This window comes from Mycoplasma sp. Ms02 (genome assembly GCF_019720735.1).
Classification (GTDB): Bacteria; Bacillota_I; Bacilli_A; order Mycoplasmatales; family Metamycoplasmataceae; genus Mycoplasmopsis.
The window spans coordinates 283794-304321 of sequence record NZ_CP081302.1; the positions used below are offsets into that span (position 1 = coordinate 283794).

Sequence of the window (20528 nt, forward strand, 5' to 3'; positions counted from 1 at the left end):
TTAAACTCCTTGTTTATGCACGACAGCGACTAAATATCCATCATCGTGTGTAATTGAAATTGAGAAATTTCTGTACTTCACAGGTTTAATCTCAAAATTAACATCAATTTCGTTAAATTGATAATAATTGTTATCACATTTAAAAATAGCTTCTTTTGCAGCTCAATTTTTTGCGATATATCTAATTTTCTGATTCTCATCACCTAGTTTGTCATAAATCTTTTTTTGATTATCAGTGAGAATCCTGGTGCTCATTAAGATGTGATTCTTTTCGAATCTTGAAATTTTTGTAAAATCTACACCTATCGCGAAATCTAAATCACTTCTGCTTGGAAGTGAACTTTGGACAACACTTCTAATTCTTTTTCTTTGTTCTCTTGGCATATTTCGTAAACAAATTTGATGGCTTTAGAATTCATTTCAAGTTCGTGTAACTTTGTAACAACGTTAAAGCTTAAATTTTGCGACCCTTCTTTTAGTTGATAGTTATTATGTAGATTTTTTGAGATCTCAAAATTCAGAGCATTTGAATCTGTTATCACTTTTAATTTTTTTTGATCTTTGGAAATCAATAAACGATCGTTTTTTTTAGTTATTACATTATGAAATGAAAAATCAAAATAATCTCCAAGATCTAAAATTGAATAGTTTTCGTCGAACTCGTGTTTATCGAAATCTTTTCTTTGGGGATAGTGTATAGTGTATGTGAAATGCATTTTCATTATTTAAGTCTCTCTAAGACAAGATCTTTTCCGAATAAAAAGATTGCCTTAGCTAATTCAGGACCATGTTCTTGGAATGTTGCAGCCTTTCTGATTGGCATAAATAATTTTTTACCTTTGATATTTAAATCGTTTTGAGTCTGTGTAATAGCTGCTTGAACTGATTCGACACTGAAATCTGATTGATTGTTTAGAAGTTGAGAAAAATGGTTTGCAACTGCTTTTTCTTCATCATAAAGAACTAGTGGTTCTTGTGATGGGTTAACGTAAATTAAAATTTGATCTTTTAATTCATCGAGTTTGTAAATACTTTGTTTGTATGTTTCAACAAAAAGGTCAAGTCATTCGTCAGAAAAATTAGTAGTTTTTTTGAACTCAAGCTTTTCAATAATTTCTTGATTATCTGTTTTTTTGATGTACTGTTTTGAGAATCATTGCATTTTTTGGATGTCAAATTTTGATGGTGATTTACTTAATCTCTTAGGATCAAATTTTTCAATTAGTTCTTCTTTTGACATAACTTCTTTTGCATCTGCTGAGGTTCAACCAAGAAGTGCTAAAAAGTTAAATACTGCGTGGGCGTCATATCCTTCATTTTTATAGTCTTCGATAAATTGTTTTAGTGATGTATCACGTTTTGAAAGTTTAACACCCTCCATATTTGTGATGATAGTCATGTGCCCATATTCAGGATGATCTCAACCTAGTGCGTCAAAAATAGCAAGTTGTTTTGGAGTGTTTCCGATGTGCTCCTCACCTCTTAACACGTTTGTGATTTCCATATCATGATCATCAATTACAACTGCAAAGTTATATGTTGGATAACCATCTGATTTGTAAATTACTCAATCACCTATTTCACTTGAATCAAATGTAATTTCACCACGAACAATATCATTTCAAGAATACTTAACATCTTTAGGCATTGAGAATCTGATTGAATATTCACCTGCTTCATCTCTTCTTTGTCTCTCTGAATCTGAAATTTTTAATCAATTTCTGTCAAATCTGAAAGATGGAATACCTTTTGCATCCGATTCTGCTTTTTGTGCATCTAACTCTTCTGAGTTATCGTATGCTTTATAAGCAAAACCTTTTTCGATAAGTTCGTCAGCAATTTTTCTGTATCTTTCTAATTTTTCGCTTTGTCTGTAGTTACCATATTTTGGATTTGGATTTAAAGGTGACTCGTCAGGTACGATTCCTAATCAAGCTAAATTATCAAGTTGGCTCGCTTCTCCACCTTCAACATTACGTTTGAAGTCTGTATCTTCCAGTCTGAAAATAAAATCTCCATTAAAGTGTTTGGCAAATAAATAACAAAAAAGTGCAGTTCTTGCTCCACCAACGTGTAAATATCCTGTTGGACTTGGTGCATATCTGGTTCTAATTTTTTTCACAAAAACCTCCTAAAATTAATATTTTATATTATAAACTTTTCAAGGGTTTTTTTGGTGTATAATGTCTTATAAATATCTGTTATATAAAATATTTTTCAAAAAATGTATTTTTTATTTTTCAATTAATATAAAATATATAACAGTGATATGGAAATTTTTTTCCGTATTACAAAAGAACATTACAAAAGTAATATAATATTTTTGTAAGTGCATCGTTAGCTCAGCAGGCAGAGCAACTGGCTCTTAACCAGTGGGTCACAGGTTCGAAACCTGTACGGTGTACCATATCCTTCTTTGTGAGGAGGACTATCGATATAAAAAAATCAGCACCCAGCCTGATTTTTTTTATTTTTTTGCTTCCAAAAAAAGAAAAAAGCCTGTACATAGGCTTTAAACTGTGTAATCATTAATTCCGACAAAGTATTGTTCTTCAGGTTTGTTAACGTCTCAATAATGATTATTTTTTCTTTTTTGTACACGTTTTTGTCTGATATTTTCCAGAACTGTTCATAATCATGAACAAATGAAAATTGATGAATATGTACCGATTGCCATACCAAACAGAACGATGATATTGAATGAGAAATCTGTTGCGTTTTGGAATGCTAGTAATACTAAAATAGCCATCATTGTAGTTACTGTTGTGTAAATACTTCTTTTGAATGTTTGTGCAACAGCCTTGTTCGCAACTGCCCTAACTTGTTTTTTGTCAAGAGTAGAACTGGTGTTGTATTCTTGGGTCAAAATCTCTCTAATTCTATCAAAAGTAACGATAGTGTAATTTATTGAGAAACCGACGATAGAAAGCATTGCTGCAACAACAATAGAATTTACCTGAATTCTTGTTATTATTATAAACGCCACTACAAGTAAAATATCGTGAACTAATCCAAAAATTGCAGCGATAGAGAATGTTCATTTCATTCTTAATAATGTATAAAGAACGATTCCTACGAAACTTATACTTATTGCCATTAACGCATTAACAACTAGAGTTGTCGCTTCTTTTGAAGACACAGCATAACTTATAACAGATACATCCGATAATTGTGATGCTACATCAGCTTGAATTACAGAAGTTAATGCTGAAAGGTCTTGTGTTGTTCTTAGAACTAAAATTCAATTATCAATAGAAAGATCAGATCTTTGAATTGAAATTACTTCGTTAATATTTTGAATACCTCATTCAGAACTTTTTTGAACTAAGTAAGAACGAACATTTTCGATATATGTTTGGTCAAGCGAGATGTTGTAATCTTGATTACCTCTTATAAGAATATTGGTTCCACCCCTGAATTCAATCGATCTGTTAATACCTGATCAAATGCTTCCTTGTGATAATCCAATTATAATAAAAGCAAGTGCTCCAGCAAGTATGATTGCAAACGAACCGATCGCAAATCATTTCGCGTGTTTAGTGTAGTTTACTTTTTTATATCAAACATTTTTATTTTGTTTCGCAATGTACTTCTTATGAACACCAAGTAATCAAAGTCTTTTTTCAAAGTAACCTGTTTGAACAATCATCGTTGATAAGAATCTTGTGAAAACAAGCATTACAAGCAATGTGAATAAGATTGATAAAATCAGCGATATACTGAACCCTTTAACACTTTTAGTACCAAAGTAAAATAGAATGAATGCAACAATAATTGTTGTTATGTTAGCATCAATAATTGAAGAAATTGAAAGTCTGTTTGAATTTTTGAAAGATTTTTTAAGGCTATCACCTGAATAAATTTCGTTTTTAAGCCTTTCAAAAGTAATAATATTGGCATCAACTGAAATACCAATACCAATAACAAGAGCAGCAATCGTTGAAGGACTGTACTCACCTCTCAACACTGAGAACATTAGTAGTGTTAAGAAAATATAAAGTGCAATAGAAATTGTGCTTAGAGCTCCAAGTAGTCCATAGTTTACAATCATAAAGATCGCAATTAAAGCAAAAACCACTACACCAGCTCAAATAGCTGAACTAAAAGCATTGTCATTTAATGTTGGTGTTACATAAATTGAAGATAAAAGATCTAATTTGTAATCTGTAAGACCGTAATTAATGTTGTTTGCTAATTTAGTAGCTTCTTGAGTAGTAAAGTTACCACTAATCACAATGTCTTTAGAATTTAAAGGTTGTGTAACAGAAGCAGCACTTATTAAGTATTTTTCTGCGTTGAAACCAGCAGTTTTGTAAACATTCTGAATTAATTTTGTCGAATTTGTTTCAGAATCAAATTGCACTTCGCTTGGTTTGTTATTTACAAACATAAAATTGTAAAGGTTCTCACCAGAAGCAATTCAATCATCTCTAAATTCATCAGATTTTGCAATTTTTAGAATTTCATCTAAATCTGATCAAATTAAAACAACATTTTGACCACTAGGTTTTTTAGATAAATAATCCGTTGCTTTAGTTCATTCTAAAACAGCCGAATTATCCTTTAACGAAATAGCAACAGCGTTTTTGCCATTTTCAGGCTTGTACTTCGCAGAACCTTCCTCAAAAGGAGGGATTCACGATTCTACATTTCCTACTTCTAGAGAACCATTTTCTGTAAAAACACCATTATCAAAAAGAGGATTGACATTTATGTCAGTCATCGTAATAATAGGTTTGTGTGTTATTGTTCTTTCAAGTTCCACTCTTTGGGCGTCAGAGACAGAACCACTCTTTGTAATTCTGATCTTACCATCACCCTCTTGTGAAACTTTCGTTCCGTTTAAATCTGTTCCTCCACTGAGTCTTTGTGTTAATGATTCAGAGACCTTAGTTGTAAGTTCTTGCGAAGCTTCTTGATTATCTTTTTTAACTTGTACTAAAATCTCAACACCACCACCATATTCGATTGATTTATTTGGGTTTTGAGATATGAAAAAAACACTTCCAAACGTAATTGCTAAAAATGTTCCAACAATTGTGATTAAACTAATCAAAATACGTTTTCAGTTGTTCATTTCAAATCACTTTTTAATGCGATTTTTCATATTCTATATGATACCATTTTTTAACTTTTATTTAAGTTAGGATATAGACTGAAAATTCGACAATAAATAGTCAACTCCGTGAGATGTAATTCTTCTGCCTCTCGATGATTTTTCGATCAAATTGTTACTCAATAAAACAGGTTCTATTTCCTTTAAAATGTTGTCTTTTGATGAAGAAACAATGTTGACAACAGTATCAAGAGATACCCATTTTTCATTGAAACTTTCTCTTAGTGTTTTTAGAAAATCGATATGCTCGCGATTAAGTCCAAATTTAAAAATTTCAAGATTTTTGAAAACTTCTGCAACATTTTTAAGAGAAAGAGTTTGCAACTTTTTAGCAAACATCAAGTCATTGCATCTTTTGAGCAAATGGTTTGCGATTCTAGGTGTTTTGCGCGAATGCTCTGCAATTAAGGCAGAAACGCCTTCATCTAGTTGCATTTTTAACTTTTTAGCACTATTTACAATGATTTTTTCAATTTCATTATCTTCATATTGTTTGAATCTTGCTAGGAATCCAAACCGTTCTTTGAAAGGTTTCGAAATTAAGTTTAAATCTGTAGTTGCTCCAATCAAAGTAAAAGGCTTTAGTTTCATTCTCATTGTGCGTGCATTATCCTCAACACCTACAATTAAGTCAAAAACGAAATATTCCATTGCCGAATAGAGAGATTCTTGCAATTGTTCATTTAAAGAATGAATTTCATCTATAAAAAGAATATCTCCTTCTTCTAAAGACGCCAAAAGAGCGATCAAATCTGATTTCTTTTCAATGTTTGAGCCTTGAGCATAGTGTATTTGGGTATTTTGTTCATTGGCAATTACACTAGCAAGAGTCGTTTTTCCAGTACCAGGAGAACTGTAGAATAAAATGTGATCCAGTGGTTTTTTCTGAACTTCTGAACTTTCAATCATCCACTTGATGACATTGATTATTTTATTTTGACCAACAAAATTTTTGAACGAATTAGGCTGTAGCTGTTCTTTGTTCATGCATTTGTTTTGAAATTATTTCAATCGATTTTTCAACAAGTTCTTCTGTAGTTGAACATTTAGGACTTTTTTGCAGTGCTTTTTGAATTTGGTTATCCTTAAATCCCATCATTTTCAGAGCTTTTTGAGCTTCTTCTGATTGTTTTGGGTCATTGTGTTCTTTTTCATGATCCTTATTGTTGGATAAGTTCAAAATTTTCTGTCATTTGCTTGCTAATTGGAAAATTACAATCTTGATAACTTTTTGAGGAACATAAGGAATTGCATTTAAAAACGCGTAATCTTCTGTTGCAATGGCGTTAGCAGTTTTTTCTCATCCCACATCAAGCATATTCATTGCTATTTTTGGACCTACTCCATTCATACTTACAAGGTCAACAAAAAGCAATCTTTCTCAATAGTCTTTAAAACCATAAGTTTGCTTTACAAAATCGCCATTAATTTCGTAAACATAAAGTCTTAATTTTTGTTTTGGTTCAAAACGTTTTGAATCGCACACGGTTATGGCGTAACCATCACCTTTAGACTCTAGAATTAAATTGTTACCATATTTATATGTTATTTCACCTATTCTGTATATGATCATTTTTACCTCTTTTTCCGTTTTATATTTGTTAAAAACTTAAAAGTTTCATAAAAGATGGATAAAAAAGGCATAAAATTCACTTTTTTCCACAAAAGTTGGTATGAATATGGAACAAAAAAGCAGCTTTTTGAAGCTTTGGTAAAATCTAGGTGAGGAATAATGAAATGAAAAACAGAAGGTGTCAAAACTTTTTTGAAAAATTACTTTCAAAAAAATGAATTTGACTATAAAGAAGACAGAAAAGGTTTCAATTTATCTCTTAACCACGGTGAATTGTATATTAAACCTATAGATTTTGATTTTCCAGTAGCAGATTTTGCAATTAATATTATCAAACCAAGGTGTCAAATCGTTTATTCAAAAAGCAATGGACCCGTTATCGATCGATATACTCAAGAATTTATTGACAAAATGATGCCTAATAGCAAGGAATACGGTGAAAGTGACTTAAAAAATATAAGTTTAAAAGTTACAGAACTTGATTCAGTGAATTACTTGAAAAATAAGTTAAAACACTTAAAGATAGAATTTTTAGCTTTTGAAACTAAAGGTAATACGCATGTTGTTTCAGTTGATGAGATACCTGATTTTTTTGATGTTTTAGCAGTTTGTAAAAAACAAAAAGGTGAATCTAGAAGTCTAAAAACAAAGAATATTACTGATTTAGCCTATTCACTAAATAAAATCGGTCTTGACTTTGAAATCAATGATAAGGTCGTGCAATTTAACTGCAAAATTAATGATTTAAAAATTGAAGGAAAAAAATACGATTACACAATAAGACTGACTGATCCTGAAAATAACATTTACAAAATTAGGCAACACACTAAAAACTGTGATTATCAAGTAATGTTTTATTTGAAATTTAAAAAAGGTATTACCTTTGCAGAGCAATTTTTAAGTTCTGAGTTTAAAAAAATGAAATAAAAACTTCCCTCTAGGAAGTTTTTTTAGGTCAAGTTAATGATATGGAGCGAGTGAAGGGAATCGAACCCTCACAGTCAGCTTGGAAGGCTGAAGTTCTACCATTAAACTACACTCGCATTTGCTTAATTATTATAGCATGAATAAAAAAATGTATCAAGATATTTTTTTAGATTTTTAAAGGTGGAAAAGCAATGAGCAAAAGAATGCAAAATAGAAGTTAAAAATTTGAAGTAATTTAGGATTTAAAAATAGTATATTTTTCGCTTAGTAGTATAGCCTATGAAAATCCACATATAAACTTCTTCCAAATTTTAAGCTAATGCTACACTAAAGTGTACTAAGGGATTTTTTAAAATGACATAAAGATAACAGTCAACGTAAAAAACTAAACAAAACTGTAACTGATTAAGTACTAAAATAAATTTTAGGGTGTCAAAAAATGACAGTCAAAGCGATAGTCAAAATGACACCAAAAGTGAAACTGTTGAGATACTAAAGGTGATACCAATTGAGACTAAAAGTGATACTAATGTGATCTTAAAAGACACTAAAAATTAAACTTTAAATTGAAGATCAAAAGATGCTTAAAATACTATATAAAGCACTCAGATTAATTTTATGGTGTCAAAAAATGAAAGTCAAAACGACACCAAAATAAACCTAATCGACGCTAATTTGACACCAAAAGCAATACTAATGTGATTTTGAAAGACGCCAAAAATCAAACTCTAAATTACAGATTAAATGATGCCATAATACTCATATATGGCACTAAAATAAATTTTATGGTGTCAAAAAATGACAGTCAAACCGATAGTCAAAATGACTCCCAAAGCGAACATGATGTAGAACTCATCTGATGACATTCAAAACGACAGCAAAAATAAACCTGATGCGACACCAAAAGCGATACTAATGTAATCTTAAAAGACACTAAAAATTAAACTTTAAATTACAGATCAAACGACGCAAATATAAATATATAAGGCACTAAAATAAATTTTAGGGTGTCAAAAATGACAGTCAAAGCGATAGTCAAAATGACACCAAAAGCGAAACTGTTGTGATACTAAAGGTGATACCAATTGAGACTAAAAGTGATACTAATGTGATCTTAAAAGACACTAAAAATTAAACTTTAAATTACAGATCAAACGACGCAAATATAAATATATAAGGCACTAAAATAAATTTTAGGGTGTCAAAAAATGACAGTCAAGGCGAACCTGATATGGAACCAATCTAATGACAGTCGAAGCGACATCAAAATAAACCTAATGCGACACTAATTTGACACAAAAAGAGGTACTAATGTGATCTTAAAAGACACCAAAAATTAAACTCTAAATTACAGATCAAACGACGCAAATATAAATATATAAGGCACTAAAATAAATTTTAGGGTGTCAAAAATGACAGTCAAAGCGATAGTCAAAATGACACCAAAAGCGAAACTGTTGTGATACTAATTTGACACCAAAAACGATAATAATGTCATCTTAAAAGACACTAATAATTAAACTATAAATTACAGATCAAAAGACGGTTAAAATACTAATATATAAACACTCAAATAAATTTTAGGGTGTCAAAAATGACAGCCAAAATGAACGTGATGTGACACTAATTTGACACCAAAAAATATTTCTGAGAAGTCCTATTAAAAAAGGTTTGCATCTGTCACCATAATCGACAAGAAATGGACACAAATCAATAGCAAATCTTAATAAAAAACAGGTGTTCTAAAAATAATTTAAAACATACAGAATAAAATGAGACAAAACAGAAAAAATATTTTTTGTTTGTTTTCAAACATTACATGAAAAGTTTCGACTTATTTCTATCAATCGAATGAATTATAATAAATATAAATATTTATTAAAAATGTTAGTTTTTTAATGGATTTTAATATCATGTTTTTGATATTTAACATTAGGGAGATAAGATGCAAATTAAATGATCTTTAGAAGATGACGTAAATGACTATGTTAAGTCAAAATTGGAACAATTAGGACTAGAAAAGAACAAAGATTATAATGTAGAATCATCAATGTCAGATTATATGAAAGAGGCACTAAGAGGTAGTGCAAAAACTAAAAACAAAACAAATTTTGGGAAACCTGACTTTAACATTGAAAAGTACTTTAATAGCAATAAAAGTAAAGTGCCTGTAGTTTTCGAAAATAAATTAGGAATTAAAAAGTTGATTGCTAAAAATAAAGAAGATATTAAAACAGATGAAAAGTCAATTAGAGATTATGCAGTTAATGGTGCAATTCATTATGCAACACAAATGATTGACAGTGGAAAATATGATGAGGCAATCGCAATTGGTGTTGCAGGAAATGATAAACTCGATGTAGAAATACAAGTGTATTACGTTTATGGTTCATCTGTTAAATCCGTTAAGTATATGCACGATTATACAACTCTTGATTTCTTAGAAAGTCAAGAATCGTTTGATAACTTTTATAAAAATGCAGTACTAACAGAGGAAGACAAACATAAGTTATTAATAACAAGCAAGAAGGCACTAAAAGAGTACGCAACTAAACTAAATAAATTGATGAATAACCTCAATATCACTGCTCCACAGCGTGTTTTGTATGTTTCAGGAATGATTCTTTCGATGCAAGATATTGTTAATAGCAAGGGTCAAAAAATTAAAGACGGTTTAACTCCCGAAGATCTTAAAGGTATCCAAACCGATTTAAGCCGTGATGGTAAAATAATCAGTTTGCAGATTGAAGAGTTTTTAAAAGCAAGAGATATCGAACCTGATAAACAAGCATTGATGCTTGCTTCGTTTTCTGAAATTTCAAAAGATAAACAACGTGATGAACCTGTGGAAAACCAAAAAATTGTTGCAGATTTATTAGATAAAGAAACGAGCTGCAACAAGCAGATTTTTACTTTCATTTATGAATATGTTTTTAAACAGATTGACGGAATTTCAGGACATATTGACATTATGGGTGAAATGTACTCTGAGTTTCTAAAGTATGCATTAGGTGATGGAAAAGATATTGGAATTGTTCTTACACCTCCTTACATAACAAAATTAATGGCTCAGATCTTAGATATTTCTGACGAAAATCGCGTAATGGACTTATCTACAGGGAGCGCAGGATTTTTAATAAGCAGTATGGAATTAATGATTGCAAGCGCAGAAGCTAAATTTGGTAAGGGTACAGAAAGAGCAAATCAAAAAATCCAAGAAATAAAGAAAAAACAGCTTTTGGGTGTTGAGCTTAATGCCGAAATGTACACTTTAGCAGCTACAAACATGATACTGAGAGGCGATGGTCAAAGTAATATTCAAAAAGGTAATACTTTTAAAACACCTGAAGAGATGTATACAAACTTCAATGCTGATAGATTACTACTAAATCCTCCATTTTCTTATGAAGAAAACGGCATGCCTTTTATCTTATTTGGCTTAGACAGAATGCAAAAGGGAGGTCTTGGTGCAATTATCATTCAAGACAGTGCAGGAAGTGGAAAGGCTATAAACACAAACAGACAAATACTTAAAAATCACACTTTAGTAGCAAGTATTAAAATGCCAGTTGATCTTTTTGTACCTATGGCAGGGGTCCAAACAAGCATTTATGTTTTTGAAGTCGGTAAACCTCATGACTTTGAAAAAACTGTTAAATTCATTGATTTTAGAAATGACGGTTTTAAAAGAACAGCAAGAGGTATCAACGAAACAGATAACCCAATGCAAAGGTACCAAGATATCATTAAAATCTACAAAGCAGGTAAATCGGCAAAAGTTGATCCCATTTTATGAAATCTTGATGAAATATACATCGAAGACTTTATCGATAAAAGCTATGCAGATTGAAACTTTGACAAACATGCAAAAATTGAAAAAATACCCACAGAACAGGACTTTAAGCAAACTGTATCTGAATATTTATCTTGAGAAATAGGAAACATTCTTAAGGAAACCACAATAGAAGATGATATAAAAAAGTAGGTTTCTCACTGAATAAAGAGTTATCAGATATTCAGTGAGAAGACTTAAGAATAGGTGACATATTTGAAAAAATAGAAACCAAAAATGTAATAAATAACCAAAAGGGTGATCTCCCAGCCACAACAGCAGTGTTAACAAATAATCAAATAGGTAGATATATTTCTCGAGAAAACGCTACCATTTTAAAAAATGTTTTTTCAGCTACAGCAAACGGTTTTGGAAGAGTATTTTACCAACCTAATGAATTTACGGTTTTGCAAGATAGTTTTGCATTTAGCTTTATAAACAAGGCAATAAATCCAAAAAATGTTAGCCACTTTGTTATTGCTACTTTAAATAAAGTTTTTTCAAATTACAACTGACAAAACAAATCAGGATGAAACAAAATAAAAGATGATTTTGTTGAACTACCGATCAAAAACGGTCAAATTGATTATGAAACGATGGAAAAAATATCAAAAGGTATTGAGATTCAATATTTATTGAAAGTACAAAAGTACTTAACTAAGAAAACTCAAAAAAATACTTCTTTATTAGAAATTGAGAGAGAGAGAGAGATAGCATCATTTATTCCGTTCAAGATTTCAGATTTGTTTACTAGCGAAAACGGGGATTTTGACATACAAAAGAAACATATCAACGATCATGGTGAATACGTTATAACTTCTGGTCTTGCTAATAATGGAGTTCTTGGAAAAAGCGATATAAATGCTAAAGTTTTTAACGAAAACACCTATACAATAGACATGTTCGGAAATGCTTTTTATAGATCTTTTAAATATAAATTAGTTACACACGCAAGAGTTTTTGCATTATTTCCAAAATTCAGAAGCAATGAAAAAATAGGATCATTTATTGCGACTAGCTTTAAAAAATTTAGCAAAGTTTTTGGTTATTCTAATATGTGTTCCTGGTCAAAAGTAAAAAAAGAGGTTATTTTTCTTCCTAGTAAGAATGGTGAATTAGATTTAAAATATATAGAACATTTCATCTATTCTATCGAAGAAAAGATTATTGAAAAAATAAGTAATTTTATAGATGGAAAAATAAGCGACTTAAACAAAAATTAAAAAAGTGGTATTCCACTTTTTATTTTCATTTTTTTAAGATATTAAATTTTTGTCTAGAAACATAGTTTTCTAAACTATGTATTAAAACCTTTAAATCTTCTAAACTAGGACAGTTATTTCGGAATTTAAATTATCTATATAAAGCACTTCAGGATTCCTGAGGTGTTTTAAAATTGAGTTTTTTCTGAAATCTTTCGGTGTTATATCATTCAATAAAATTGTTAATTTGACTTTTTAGTTCCACAAACGACATATCTTTTGTGGAAATGTTGTAAATAAGTTCAGTTTTTAGAATTGAGAAAAAGTATTCAATTTCTCTGTTATCCAACGAGTTTCCAACTCTACTCATTGAAATTTTGCCATTCAAGTTTTTTATTGTTTCTAAATATTCCTGACTAGAATATTGTGATCCATGATCTGAGTGAATTACGAAGTCATGTATTTTGGAAAAGTTAATAGAAGTTAAAGAATCAAGAACCAGTTCAACATTATTAGTCCTACTTAGAGATCATCCGACAATCTTTTTGGTTTTATTGTGTAAAACTGCTGACAAAAAGACATGATTTTCCTTAACGTCCTTAGGTGCAGAAATATATGTAACATCGGTTGAAAATGTTTCTTGTTTAAGTCCATCAAAATCTCTTTTCATTAGGTCTGGAAATTTAACATTTGTATTTTTAGATTCTTTTCTTTTTGATTTTTGTCTGATAACACATTTCAAACCAAGTTTCTTCATTCTTCTTCCTATAGTCCTGTAATTAAGTGCTATTCCATGTTTTTTTAATATGTAAAAAGACAGTCTTTCCCTACCGAATCTGAACTTAGTATCTTCCATAGCTTTTTTAATTATTTCCATCTCTTTCTGAATTTGAGATTTTTTAAGTGTCATTTTGTATGACCTTTTTACAAAGTCATAAAAAGTAGATTTTTTAAATAAGAAACATAAAATTAGTTGTGATCTTTTCCTGGATTTGCCTTTCTTTTGGTTTAAAAGTTTTATGGCATCTTGAATTGTAAAATCAACACCATTACGATCAAAAATCTCTCTAAACATTTCTATAACAAAAACCATGTCTTCTTTATCAAAAAACATCGTAATCTACTTTTCACTCTGGGCTGCTTAGGTCAACCTTTCTTTTTCTTCCTCTTCTTTCGATTGATGGTTTTTTCTTTTCTGGCAAAGTACCTTTTTCTTTGTAATTCATATAATAAATTTTAAATTTTTTATACAAACTTGGTTTACCAAAATCAACAAAGAACTTTTCTTTTATATATAAGAAAAACATCTTGTCTCCATACTTCTCAAAATTAAACTTTTCATAAACTTTAAAGAGTTTTATAAGCATTTCATTGTTTAAGTTTTTCATTCTTGCTCCTTTAGAAAAATAAAAATCGGAATTTCCGATTTTTTGTCCTAGTTTATTCTAAATCGAAAACATAAAAAAATTAAAAAAACGTTTTACACTTTTAAAAATTCATTATATAATAGATATGCAAACATGGGGGGATAGCAAAGCGGCCAAATGCGGGTGGCTGTAACCCACTTTCTTAGGATTCGGGGGTTCGAATCCCTCTCCCCCCACCATTTTGCCCCATAGCCAAGCGGTAAGGCATCGGGTTTTGGTTCCGACACGCGTTAGTTCGAATCTAACTGGGGCAGCCATATCACTTTAGTGACTTAAAATCAGCTTTATGCTGATTTTTTTATTTCCCTGTTCTAAAAAAAATAGCAAAAAGCTATTTTTTTACTGATAATTTTCAAGTTTCTTCTTTTTCAAATGTATAAGATTCGATTAACTTGTCCATATCTTCTTGTGTTAATTCTTCTTTTCGCATCATGCAGCCATATAAATGCGATGAGTATGCACGATAATCAAATCTTGCCTTCGGTTTTACTAAGTTATAAGAGAGAAAACCACCTCCACTTAAAGGTTCGTTTATCGCTATTTCAGTGTCTGAAAACTCCTCTTTTAGTTCTTTTCTAAGACTTGCAACTTCTTTTTGAAGTTCGATCATTCTTTCTGCTAATAATTTTACTTTTTCAACGTTAACAACCTTTTCCATTTCTCTCCTTTTACATTATTATAATGTAAAATATATCTATGCAAATTTGATTTACTATTTTAAGTTCAGTCATTTTTTTAGTATTTGGATACATTATCGGTTCACTGAACACATCAATCCTTTACGGAAAGATCTTTAAAAAAGGTGATGTAAGAGAACACTTTTCAAAAAACGCAGGAGCAACAAACACCAACAGAGTGTACGGTAAAAAAGTTGCTTTAACAGTTTTATTTGTGGATATCTTGAAAACAATTTTTGCAGTGTATATTGCCTTCTTACTATGTTGAATTTTTAAAACTTTCTACTTTGACAAAAATCAAGACGTTTTATTATTCCCACTGCTTGCAGGGCTTGGAGTTGTTATAGGACACACATTCCCAGTTTTCTTTAAGTTCCAAGGTGGAAAAGGTGTTGCAAGTTGTATTGGGCTTCTGTTTTGCTTTAATCCAATTCTTTTAGTTGCAGGAGCAGCTATTTACATTTTCATTGTATGAAGATCAAGATACGTTTCGCTTGCAAGTATTTTAAGTGGATTAATAATGATTGCTCTTGGCTATCTGCCTTGAATTTATGACTTATGACCATTACATCACATTTTAAATGGTGTATTCTGAATCGATGCAACAATTTTTAGTGCAGGTGTTTTACTAATGATTGCATTACACCACTCAAACATAAAAAGATTATTAAACAAATCTGAAAATAAATTAAAATTTAAAAACTAATATATTGGAATAAAAATGAATCAGACAAATTTAAATAATGATAAACCTGTTTTAGATACCTGCTGTGCAGGCAAAAAAGGTTATTACGATCATAAAAAGTACAAATTAAAATTTCTTAATCGGCAAGGACCCTTATTTGTCCATCAACCTAGTTGTCCAAAATACACTATTAAAGAAGAAATTATTGATGTTAAAGCTTCTTTAATTAATTATAAAATGGGCGAGCACTTACTTAATAATTCAGACGCAACATTAACCTTTACTAGTTTTCTTAAGCGTTATGGATTAAGAATTTTAGCAATTTTTATTGCTTCAATTATTTTTAACTTTGGAGTTCAAGTTTTCTTAATTAGATCAGAAACAGTGCCATCAGGTTTGACTGGTATTCCTGTCTTAATTAACCTTTTATCACCTGCAACTAAACCATATTCAGCAGCAATTTACTTGCTAGTTAACATTCCCTTGATTGTCACCTTTGGAATTAGAATTAAAAGGTCATTCACGCTTTTATCAGTTTTATTCATGCTCTTTCAAAACTTGACAATTTTCATATTCATCAAGTTTCCTTGAGTTCAAATCGAGCCTGGTGAATCAGCAGTTTATGATCACTGAACATTTGTGTTTAACTTAGTGCAAAAAAACTGAAACGCACTTCCAAACGAATACGCTAAAAACCCTGAAACATGACCAATCTTGCTATATGGAGCAATTGGAGCCGTTTTCGTAGGAGCAGGAGTAGGTATAACTTGAAAAGCTGGTGGTTCAACAGGTGGAACAGACTTTATTGCTTACTACTTTTCAACCAAAACCAAAAAAAGCGTTGGAAGCGTTTTGAATGTTATCTCAATTATTGGCGCTCTAACATTCTTAGTAATTCTAAAAACTTATAAATTAACCCACGAAAAAGAATTTTTAGAAGAAGCTAGAAAGTACAACCCTGAGTGACAAATGCCAATTATAGGAATGTCTGAAATTTCAACTTTAGCTTATATTTTAATTAATAACACTGTCGTCAACTTAATTTATCCTAAATACAAAAAGGTAAAAATGACTATCTCTTGCGCAGATCCAACAAACATTCTCGCTTACTTGAGATTAATCAACTACTGACATGGTTATGAAGTAATTGAAATGACAAGTGGATATACAGGTAAAAAAATTTACCGTATAGAATCAGTAATGTTATTCCTTGAAACTAAAAACTTAATGCTTGATATTAAAAAAGTTGACCCTAACTCATTCATCTCAATTACACCGATAAATGTTGTTAAAGGTAACTTCAATACCGATTTCGTTGAAAATTAACACTGCATCGCAGTGTTTTTTTGTACAAACTTTGTTTTTGTGCTTTTTTTGTCCAATTTGAACTTAAAACCAAATAAACTCGCAGTATTAAGTGGAGGTAATATGGAATTGAAAGATTTAAAACAAATACCTGATGATAAACTTGAGCAAATTTCAGCAGGTGCTGCAGGCGTAGCAACAGTTGCAATTTTAAGTGCAATACCTGCAATTGTTAATTCTATAGCTCCCATCGTTGGTATTATCAAATCTAGTTTATCAGCTAACGGTGAAATAAAAACTAAAGAAGCAACGTATAAGTGAGACGACACTAAAACTGCAGATAGTATAGCTAAGAATTACGTTCTTTTTTAGGTAAGCAGCATTTTGCTGCTTTTTTCAAAACAAAAAAACTCAGATAAAAATCTGAGTTTAATGTGAATAATTAATTATTTTAATTTTGCAAAGTAATCTACTGTTCTAACTAATTGTGAAACGTATGACATTTCATTGTCGTATCATGAGAACACTTTGTATAGGTTTCCTTCTGATGAAGAAAGTTTTGATGTTAATGCTGAATCGAAGATTGATCCGTATGATGAACCAATGATGTCTGATGAAACGATTGGTGCTGTTTCATATTTCATTGTTTCGTTAGCAGCTTCTTTGAAAGCAGCGTTTAGTTCTTCAACTGATGGTTGTTTTTCTAATGTGAATGTTAAATCAACGATTGATCCTGTGATTGTTGGCACACGAACAGCTGAACCATCTAAGATTCCAGCAGCTTGAGGAACAACTAGACCGATAGCTTTAGCAGCACCTGTTGATGTAGGAACCATGTTTTGTGCAGCAGCACGAGCTCTACGTAAGTCGCTGTGTGGAGCGTCTTGTAGTCTTTGGTCACCTGTGTATGAGTGGATTGTTGTCATGTATCCTGATTTTAGTCCGAATTTGTCTGTTAGAACTTTAACAACTGGAGCTAAACAGTTTGTTGTACATGATGCACCTGAAATAATTTCGTCTGATGCGTTTAGTTCTTCGTGGTTTACGTTGTAAACGATTGTTTTAACATCGCTTCCTGCTGGAGCTGAGATAACAACTTTTTTAGCACCTGCTTTTAAGTGTTTTGCAGCACCATCACGTTTAGCAAAGAATCCTGTAGATTCGATAACTAAGTCGATGTCTAATTCACCTCAAGGTAATGCTTCAGGATCTCTTTCGGCAAATACTTTGATTTCGTTTCCGTCAACAACAATAGCACCGTCTTTAGCTTCAACTTCAACACCTAATTGGTGGAAAGCTGTATCGTATTTTAATAAGTGAGCTAATGTTTTAGCATCTGTTAAGTCGTTAATTGCAACAACTTGTAAGTCTTTGTTTTGTGTTTGTAGAAGACGACGTAAAACTAGTCTACCAATTCTACCAAAACCGTTAATTGCTATTTTTTTCATTAAATAACCTTTCAATAAATATATTTATTTTTTGTACAAAATTATACATTGCTATTATACACCTTAAGGGCGTATATAGTTCCATATTAAATCTTAGCAAAAAATAAAAATGTGGTAATAATTTTACATTTTCACAAAAAATGCGTTTTTTTGTTTTTGGGCAAATCAAGAGTGTTTTACATATTTTAAAAAAAATAACACAAAGTACATTATTTCATCAGAGTTACAAATGTATTAAAAGTTAGTAAAAGAAATTTGTAATTTTTAACCTTATACCAAAACCATTGTCATCGAACTCAAATCAATAACGGAATGAATTTAACATATTCAAAATCTTTGCAAAAATCAAAAAAAGGAGAAGTAATGAATTTATCAAACTTTGTGGGAGAAACCAGTAACCACGAAAAGAAATTAATGCTTGAAGAGAACAAGCCTAAAAGCTGGTTAAAGTCGGTAAGTGCATTCGCTAACACAAACGGTGGAAAAATTATTTTCGGTGTCGACAATGACGACATTCTTATTGGAATACAGGACACAAAGAGGGATTGTGAAAAAATTAGTGAAATTATGAAAACTAGATTAGATCCAATTGCAAGAACTAATTTAGAAATATTTAAAAGTGATGATAAGGAGTTTATAGTTTTAACAATATACTCTGGTGATGAGACGCCATATAACATAATCGAAGGATGGGGGAGAATAGCATATACAAGAATAGGTAATCAGAGTGTTGTGGCAAATAGTATGGAGTTAAGAAACTTAGTTGTAAAGAGTATGCATAAAACTTTTGATTCAACAAATACTAGAATCCCTAAAGATAGAGCATCTTTCTCTAAGCTAAAGTCTGTATATTACAAACGAACTGGAAACGATTTAACAGAAAATGATTTACTTTCTTTTGGAATTATCGATAACAATGAATGTTTAACGTATGCTGGAGCACTACTTGCAGATGAACATCTTGTTTATCAATCAAGAATCTTCGCAACCAGATGAAACGGGGTTGATAAGTCTAATAGCAGGTTAGAGGCTTTAGATGACAAAGAAATTGAAGGTGGGTTGCTTCAATTGCTACAGAGTGGAGAAGATTTCATAAAACTGAATTCTAAGAAAATGTGAAAAAAAGGTGCGAAATACCGTATGGAATACCCCGATTACCCTGAAAGAGCAATCCAAGAAGCTTTAGTAAACGCATTAATTCATAGAGACTACAACATTATAGGATCGGAAATACATATAGATATGTACGATGATCGTTTGGAAATATATTCGCCTGGAGGGATGATTGATGGATCTTTCATACACGATCAAAACCCCTATAAAATCTCTTCCAAAAGAAGGAATCCAGTAATAGCAGATATTTTCAGCAGAATGAGTTTGATGGAAAGAAGGGGCAGTGGTTTAAAAAAGATTCTTGATACATATGAAAGCCAAGATAAGTACGAAGAATACTTGAGACCAGAATTTCGTTCAACCCAAAGTTCATTTTTCATTATTTTAAAAAACTTAAACTATAAAAATGAAGACATCAATAACATTTCTAATAAAAAAGAAGCTGATTTCTCTACAAAAATAAATGAGCGTGTAACCGATCAAGATAGTAATCAAAATGCCGAAAAATTTTCAGAAAAAATTCAAAATGAAAAAATGATAAAAAAATCGAAGCAAAAAGATAAAGTTAAAGCATTTTTAAGTATTAGCCACATTAACAAAAAAAGTTCCAAAGTTCTTCTCAGCAATCAAGAAAATTTGGTTTTGAAGTTTGCAAAAAGGAAAAAGTCATTTCAAACAAAACATATTGAGCATTTACTCGGTATTAAGTCTTCTAGAGCAAGATCCGTGATATCAAAAATGATAGAAAAAAATATTTTGGAGGGAATTGGAGAAAAGAAAAATAAAGAATATAAACTTAAAAATGTCAGTTCAAAACAGGGTTAGGTTTTTAATTAATCTGAACAACGAAAAATAGACATAAAAAATTGAAATCGTTGTAACTCCAGAAGTAATAAAAAAGTGGCGATAAATTCATGAAAAAGTGGCGATAAAAAATTAAAAAATCCTCGAATGCAAAAAGTCATAAAAAATGGCGATAAAATTTAAAAATAAATGATTAGAATTCATATAAAAAATGATGATAAATTATCGCGATAACTAAGATATAGTTTTTCAAAGATAAAAAATAGAACTTTTTAAAGTCTTTAAAAAAGGTGTATTAGTAAAAATATAAAATTACGAGCATTTTGTTTTTAAAGTTTTATAAATAAAAAACTGATTTAAAATCACCAAAAAGTGTTGATAAAAGTTAAAAAATCATAATATGAAAGTTGTATAGAAAA

Annotated in this window: 17 protein-coding genes and 4 tRNA genes; 10 read left to right on the forward strand and 11 right to left on the reverse strand. The window is 30.6% G+C overall.

Annotation, left to right across the window (positions count from 1 at the left end):
- The 3 genes from K4L35_RS01015 to gltX are packed head-to-tail and all read right to left on the reverse strand — an operon-like array spanning window position 1 to window position 2122.
- Window positions 1-384 carry a 4'-phosphopantetheinyl transferase superfamily protein gene (locus K4L35_RS01015; RefSeq protein ID WP_221617728.1) on the reverse strand — a complete coding sequence of 128 codons (384 nt, stop codon included), beginning with the start codon at window positions 382-384 and terminating at the stop codon, window positions 1-3.
- On the reverse strand, window positions 315-722 hold the full coding sequence (locus K4L35_RS01020) for a hypothetical protein (RefSeq protein WP_221617729.1): 408 nt from the start codon (window positions 720-722) through the stop codon (window positions 315-317). The genes K4L35_RS01015 and K4L35_RS01020 overlap by 70 nt, the downstream gene beginning before the upstream one ends.
- Entirely contained in the window at window positions 722-2122 is a 1401-nt protein-coding gene (gene gltX / locus K4L35_RS01025; protein ID WP_221617730.1) for a glutamate--tRNA ligase, read from the reverse strand. Before gltX ends, K4L35_RS01020 begins: the two co-directional genes overlap by 1 nt.
- 209 nt (window positions 2123-2331) lie before the next feature.
- On the opposite strand from gltX, the gene K4L35_RS01030 reads away from it, so the two are divergent.
- Window positions 2332-2407, forward strand: a tRNA-Lys gene (locus K4L35_RS01030).
- A gap of 105 nt (window positions 2408-2512) precedes the next feature.
- Here K4L35_RS01030 and secDF read toward each other — a convergent pair.
- The 3 genes from secDF to ruvA are packed head-to-tail and all read right to left on the reverse strand — an operon-like array spanning window position 2513 to window position 6689.
- On the reverse strand, window positions 2513-5107 hold the full coding sequence (secDF, locus tag K4L35_RS01035; protein WP_221617731.1) for a protein translocase subunit SecDF: 2595 nt from the start codon (window positions 5105-5107) through the stop codon (window positions 2513-2515).
- A gap of 36 nt (window positions 5108-5143) precedes the next feature.
- Window positions 5144-6103 carry a Holliday junction branch migration DNA helicase RuvB gene (ruvB, locus tag K4L35_RS01040; RefSeq protein WP_221617732.1) on the reverse strand — a complete coding sequence of 320 codons (960 nt, stop codon included), beginning with the start codon at window positions 6101-6103 and terminating at the stop codon, window positions 5144-5146.
- Window positions 6078-6689 (reverse strand): Holliday junction branch migration protein RuvA, encoded by a 612-nt coding sequence (gene ruvA / locus K4L35_RS01045; protein ID WP_221617733.1) that lies wholly within the window; start codon window positions 6687-6689, stop codon window positions 6078-6080. Before ruvA ends, ruvB begins: the two co-directional genes overlap by 26 nt.
- 159 nt (window positions 6690-6848) lie before the next feature.
- Between ruvA and K4L35_RS01050 the strand changes: the two genes are divergently transcribed.
- Window positions 6849-7616: a hypothetical protein gene (locus tag K4L35_RS01050; protein ID WP_221617734.1), complete on the forward strand. Its 768-nt coding sequence runs from the start codon at window positions 6849-6851 to the stop codon at window positions 7614-7616.
- Window positions 7617-7658: 42 nt separating this feature from the next.
- On the opposite strand, the gene K4L35_RS01055 is transcribed toward K4L35_RS01050, so the two are convergent.
- Window positions 7659-7732, reverse strand: a tRNA-Gly gene (locus K4L35_RS01055).
- 1829 nt (window positions 7733-9561) lie between these two features.
- Between K4L35_RS01055 and K4L35_RS01060 the strand changes: the two genes are divergently transcribed.
- On the forward strand, window positions 9562-11601 hold the full coding sequence (locus K4L35_RS01060) for a class I SAM-dependent DNA methyltransferase (RefSeq protein ID WP_221617735.1): 2040 nt from the start codon (window positions 9562-9564) through the stop codon (window positions 11599-11601).
- Window positions 11602-11690: 89 nt separating this feature from the next.
- Window positions 11691-12671: a restriction endonuclease subunit S gene (locus tag K4L35_RS01065; RefSeq protein ID WP_255558993.1), complete on the forward strand. Its 981-nt coding sequence runs from the start codon at window positions 11691-11693 to the stop codon at window positions 12669-12671.
- A 130-nt stretch (window positions 12672-12801) separates the two neighbouring features.
- Here K4L35_RS01065 and K4L35_RS01070 read toward each other — a convergent pair whose 3' ends face one another.
- Together K4L35_RS01070 and K4L35_RS01075 are read right to left on the reverse strand one after the other, a co-directional pair.
- Complete coding sequence (locus K4L35_RS01070; protein WP_221617737.1) at window positions 12802-13764, reverse strand: IS3 family transposase; 963 nt, start codon at window positions 13762-13764, stop codon at window positions 12802-12804.
- Window positions 13751-14038, reverse strand: a complete 288-nt coding sequence (locus K4L35_RS01075) for a hypothetical protein (RefSeq protein WP_221617738.1) — start codon at window positions 14036-14038, stop codon at window positions 13751-13753. The genes K4L35_RS01070 and K4L35_RS01075 overlap by 14 nt, the downstream gene beginning before the upstream one ends.
- A gap of 134 nt (window positions 14039-14172) precedes the next feature.
- On the opposite strand from K4L35_RS01075, the gene K4L35_RS01080 reads away from it, so the two are divergent.
- Together K4L35_RS01080 and K4L35_RS01085 are read left to right on the forward strand one after the other, a co-directional pair.
- Window positions 14173-14256 (forward strand) — tRNA-Tyr (locus K4L35_RS01080).
- Between the two features lie 3 nt (window positions 14257-14259).
- Window positions 14260-14334, forward strand: a tRNA-Gln gene (locus K4L35_RS01085).
- Window positions 14335-14408: 74 nt separating this feature from the next.
- On the opposite strand, the gene K4L35_RS01090 is transcribed toward K4L35_RS01085, so the two are convergent.
- Complete coding sequence (locus tag K4L35_RS01090) at window positions 14409-14735, reverse strand: hypothetical protein (protein WP_221617739.1); 327 nt, start codon at window positions 14733-14735, stop codon at window positions 14409-14411.
- Between the two features lie 38 nt (window positions 14736-14773).
- On the opposite strand from K4L35_RS01090, the gene plsY reads away from it, so the two are divergent.
- The 3 genes from plsY to K4L35_RS01105 all read left to right on the forward strand — a co-directional run bounded on the left by plsY (window position 14774) and on the right by K4L35_RS01105 (window position 17116).
- The gene (gene plsY, locus K4L35_RS01095) at window positions 14774-15460 is read left to right on the forward strand and encodes a glycerol-3-phosphate 1-O-acyltransferase PlsY (RefSeq protein ID WP_221617740.1); all 687 of its coding nucleotides are present in this window, start codon (window positions 14774-14776) and stop codon (window positions 15458-15460) included.
- A gap of 15 nt (window positions 15461-15475) precedes the next feature.
- Window positions 15476-16765: a YitT family protein gene (locus tag K4L35_RS01100; RefSeq protein ID WP_221617741.1), complete on the forward strand. Its 1290-nt coding sequence runs from the start codon at window positions 15476-15478 to the stop codon at window positions 16763-16765.
- A 102-nt stretch (window positions 16766-16867) separates the two neighbouring features.
- Entirely contained in the window at window positions 16868-17116 is a 249-nt protein-coding gene (locus K4L35_RS01105; RefSeq protein WP_221617742.1) for a hypothetical protein, read from the forward strand.
- A gap of 74 nt (window positions 17117-17190) precedes the next feature.
- Here the strand turns inward: K4L35_RS01105 and gap are convergent, their stop codons facing one another.
- Complete coding sequence (gap, locus tag K4L35_RS01110) at window positions 17191-18195, reverse strand: type I glyceraldehyde-3-phosphate dehydrogenase (RefSeq protein ID WP_370629458.1); 1005 nt, start codon at window positions 18193-18195, stop codon at window positions 17191-17193.
- 360 nt (window positions 18196-18555) lie between these two features.
- Here gap and K4L35_RS01115 point away from each other — a divergent pair, with 360 nt between their 5' ends.
- Window positions 18556-20130: an ATP-binding protein gene (locus K4L35_RS01115; RefSeq protein ID WP_221617744.1), complete on the forward strand. Its 1575-nt coding sequence runs from the start codon at window positions 18556-18558 to the stop codon at window positions 20128-20130.
- The last annotated feature ends 398 nt before the right edge of the window (window positions 20131-20528 follow it).